Source organism: Acetobacter pomorum, from assembly GCF_002738225.1.
Lineage (GTDB): Bacteria > Pseudomonadota > Alphaproteobacteria > Acetobacterales > Acetobacteraceae > Acetobacter > Acetobacter pomorum.
Map to the genome: position 1 here is coordinate 1 of NZ_PEBQ01000044.1, position 3,837 is coordinate 3,837.

Here is a 3,837-nt window from a genome sequence, read left to right on the forward strand (position 1 = left end):
CTGTCGAAATTCCTTAATTATGTTAGTCAATATTCTGAAATTTCAGCACGTTATTAATTCCCTTAATTATGCGAATCTCCCTTAATTATGCGAAAAAAGCCCTTAATTAGGTTACAAATTGCGATGGTATTTTATCAACGTATGGGTTTGCTTACGCCTTGATGCCAATCATTGCGGTTTGTTGAAAATGTTCCCAATAGCAGACATTCTGGAAACGACCTTCGAATGCCCATTAAACGGTGATTTGCTGGACAGTCTTTGCAAGGGGTGGTTTGGCCTGTCCAAAGTGCTGTCCGTCTGTTAAAATCGTTGTCAACTTTTTAACGTCCAGCAAACATGCTTTGCTGGACATTTTTCTGTCTGGAAGGTGGGTATCGACCAATGGACCAGCGCATTGGGTACACCTACGCGAGATTTTGGCGCTGTGCTCTGCAGGTCAATCCTGTCGGTTACAACGGCACTTACAGGGGAGCCAATCACGGGCTAGATGAGGACGGCTACAACCAAGCACTGCTTCAAAAGTGTCTTGATCTGAGCATCAAGGTTGTCGGTTTGGCTGACCACGGCAGCGTGACCAGCGTCGATGCTCTACGTCAGGTGCTACAGCCGCATGGGATCGTGGTGTTTCCAGGTTTCGAGATCGCATCGAACGACAAGACGCATTACGTTTGTCTCTTCCCCGAGGATACCACGGTGCAGCAGCTTGATCGCTACCTTGGCAACCTCAAGCTCCATGACCCAACGGATGGCATCCGGCCTTCTCGGCTGAGTTCGGAAGAGTTGATCGAAGAGGTCGATTTACTGGGCGGGTTCATCTACGCTGCACATTGCACGCAGGACAGTGGGCTGCTGAAAAATCGCCTGAACCACGTATGGAAGCACCCCAAGCTGCGCGCAGCCCAGATTCCGGGGTCGATAGATGACCTCACGAGCATCGAGGGGGATTTCTATCGCAAGGTGTTGTTGAATAAGGACGACAGCTACCGGCGTGCGCGCCCTATGGCAGCGATCAATGCCAAGGATGTTGCCAAGCCTGATGACTTGGAGCAGCCGAGCGCAACGTGCTTCATCAAGATGACAAGGCCCACTTTCGCTGCATTCAAGGTGGCCTTCCTCGATCCGGGATCGCGTGTCCGGCTCAACTCGCAGCAAGCCCAAAGCCCAATTGGTAAGGTGGCATGCATGACGGTGGTAGGTGGTTACCTTGATGGCGTCAGGGTGGATTTTTCAGACCATCTCAACACGGTGATCGGCGGCCGTGGAACGGGTAAGTCAACCTTGCTCGAATGCCTGCGCTTCGCCTTGGATCTGCCACCCAAAGGCAAACAAGCACAAAAGCTCCACCAAGAGATCATCAAGGAAAATCTTGGTCGCTCGGCCGGTCGGATTGAGCTAACAGTAGTGTCCTCTTCCCAGAACGGTAAGCATTACATCATTTCGCGCCGTTATAGCGAACCGCCGATGGTGCGTGACGTGAATGGCAACGTCTCGACCCTGCTCCCGCGCGACTTGCTGCCGGGCATCGATATTTATGGTCAGAACGAGATTTACGAGCTGGCCCAAGATGAAACCAGCCGGTTGCAGTTGCTGGCTCGCTTCCTTCCTCAAAACGGAGAGTACGACGCCAAGAGTGCCGACGTGCGTAGGCGCCTGAAGGACAACCAGCAGAAGCTTACGAAGTCCCTGAGCGATCTCGACGAGCTGAATGCACAGGTTGAGCGCTTGCCCAAGCTGGAGGAGCAGCTTCGCGGTTTTGAAGAGCTGGGGGTCAAGGAGAAGCTTGCCAAGACCTCATTGCTCGCGCGTGAGCGAGAGATTGCAAAGACCGCGACCGAGGGCGTACAGAGCTTTCGCGACGCGATTACAGACTTGCGGAACAGCTTTCCTGACCTTGACTTCATCGATGATGAGGCGCTCGAGGGCTTGCCTGATACTGCCCAGTTGCTTGCCATGCGCACGACGCTGGATGAACTCAAGCAGGGATTCACCGGCCATCTGACCGCCATGCAGGCCTTACTTGATGACAAGGCAGGACAGTTCACCACTCAGCATGCCGTATGGCAGCAGGCGATTCAGGCGCACGATGTCGAGTTGGAAAAGGCGCTGCGCACATTACCCGCCACTGCTGGAAAGAGCGGGCAGGAGGTCGGTGTTGCCTACCAGAAGTTGATGGAGGAGATCGAGCGCATCAAGCCCATGAAGTCGCGGGCGACGACGCATGAGTCTCAGCGCGACACCTTGCGTCAAGAACGGCAAAACCTGTTGGCCGAACTGTCCGATTTGCGTGGGCAGCGCATACAGGCGTTGCAGAAAGCCGCGAAGAGGCTAAACAAGCGACTTGAGGGTAAGCTGAAAGTGGAAATCGTACCGGAAGCTTACCGCATGCCTTTGATGGCGTTCCTGCTTGGATGCAAGTTAGATGGCGTGGGCGAAAAGCGGCTTGCGTTCATTGAGGATGCTGAGACGATCAGCCCGCTGTCGCTGGCTCAGTCGATCCAGAAAGGGACTGCCGATATTCAACTCGATTGGGGTGTCTCACAGATGGTGGCTGACGCACTCACCAAGCTCCAGTCGTCTCAGCTCATGGAGTTGGAAGCCTTGGAGTTGGGGCATCGCGTAGACATCTTTTTGAATGTCGCGCACAGCCAAGCCGATGGGGTATTCCGGCCTCTGAACAAGCTCTCTACGGGTCAGCAGTGCACTGCAATTCTGCACATGCTACTGCTTGAGAACGTTGATCCTCTTCTCATGGATCAGCCGGAGGACAACCTTGACAACGCCTTCATCGCAGATCGGATCGTCGCCGAGTTGAGGGAGGCAAAGACTAGTCGGCAGTTTTTGTTCGCGACACACAATGCCAACATCCCGGTGTTCGGTGATGCTGAGTGGATTGGTGTGTTCACGGCCGCTGAGAACCAAGGGTGTCTCGGGCTGGAAGCACAAGGCTCGATCGATGTTCCCGTGATACGGGATCAGGTGGCCAGCATTCTGGAAGGTGGGCGGGACGCCTTCATCCAGCGCAAAGAGAAGTACGAGTTCTAATCGGCCATGGAGTAGGGTCCGGAACTATATTATTTATCATGGCATTCTGCATGGTATTGATAGAAAAAACAGAATAATCTGTTAATTTGTCACAATAAAATACTAAAAACTACAATCGAGTGCGATTGTGGCTGCGATTATTTCGCGATCTTGAAGGTCCGGTTTTTCAAGTTTCCATCCGAAACCGGACGGTCGGTTTGTCCCCAGAAAAAAACGTCAATAACATCTCGTAATCTGACATTACATTAGGTCATACAACGTTATTATTTTGTCTTTCATATCCTGAATTTGAATTGCAATTTGATGAAAAAAATCTACGCAAAATAGTGGCAATTGTGGTAGCAGTGCGTAGTAACTTCCGTACATTACTCGGTTTCTTTTCACACGAGAAATGCGATGCGACAGACAAAACCGTTAATCACTTCTGTTAGTGAAGATGTTTGGTCAAGAGCATCCCATCGACATGCACTGCTGCGTGGATTGTTAGAGGAAAATCAAAGAAATCATCTTTCAGTCAAATTAGTTGCAAGCGACCTGGGTATCAGTGTTCAGCACACTTACCGCCTTCTGAAAAAATTACGTGAGGAACAAACTACAGCGAGTTTGCTCCCATTACCCCGTGGGCCTCGTGTTGGGAACAGACGATTAGCCGTAAATATAGAAAAAATAATCGAAGAAGTGATAAAGAAGATATATTTTAAACGTGAAAAACCGACACTGAAACAGGTCCATCGATATATAGAGTGTGAATGCCAAAAATCAGGTTTCAATGTGCCGTCCATGAAAGCTGTTCGA

The 3,837-nt window shown here is 51.1% G+C and carries 2 protein-coding genes; both read left to right on the forward strand.

What is annotated here, in order from left to right:
• The first annotated feature begins 381 nt into the window (after positions 1–381).
• On the forward strand, positions 382–3,042 hold the full coding sequence (locus CSR02_RS03515) for a TrlF family AAA-like ATPase (RefSeq protein WP_099540581.1): 2,661 nt from the start codon (positions 382–384) through the stop codon (positions 3,040–3,042).
• Positions 3,043–3,438: 396 nt separating this feature from the next.
• Positions 3,439–3,837, forward strand: a 399-nt coding sequence (locus CSR02_RS03520) for a DNA-binding domain-containing protein (protein ID WP_272867652.1), incomplete at its 3' end; no start/stop codon positions are given.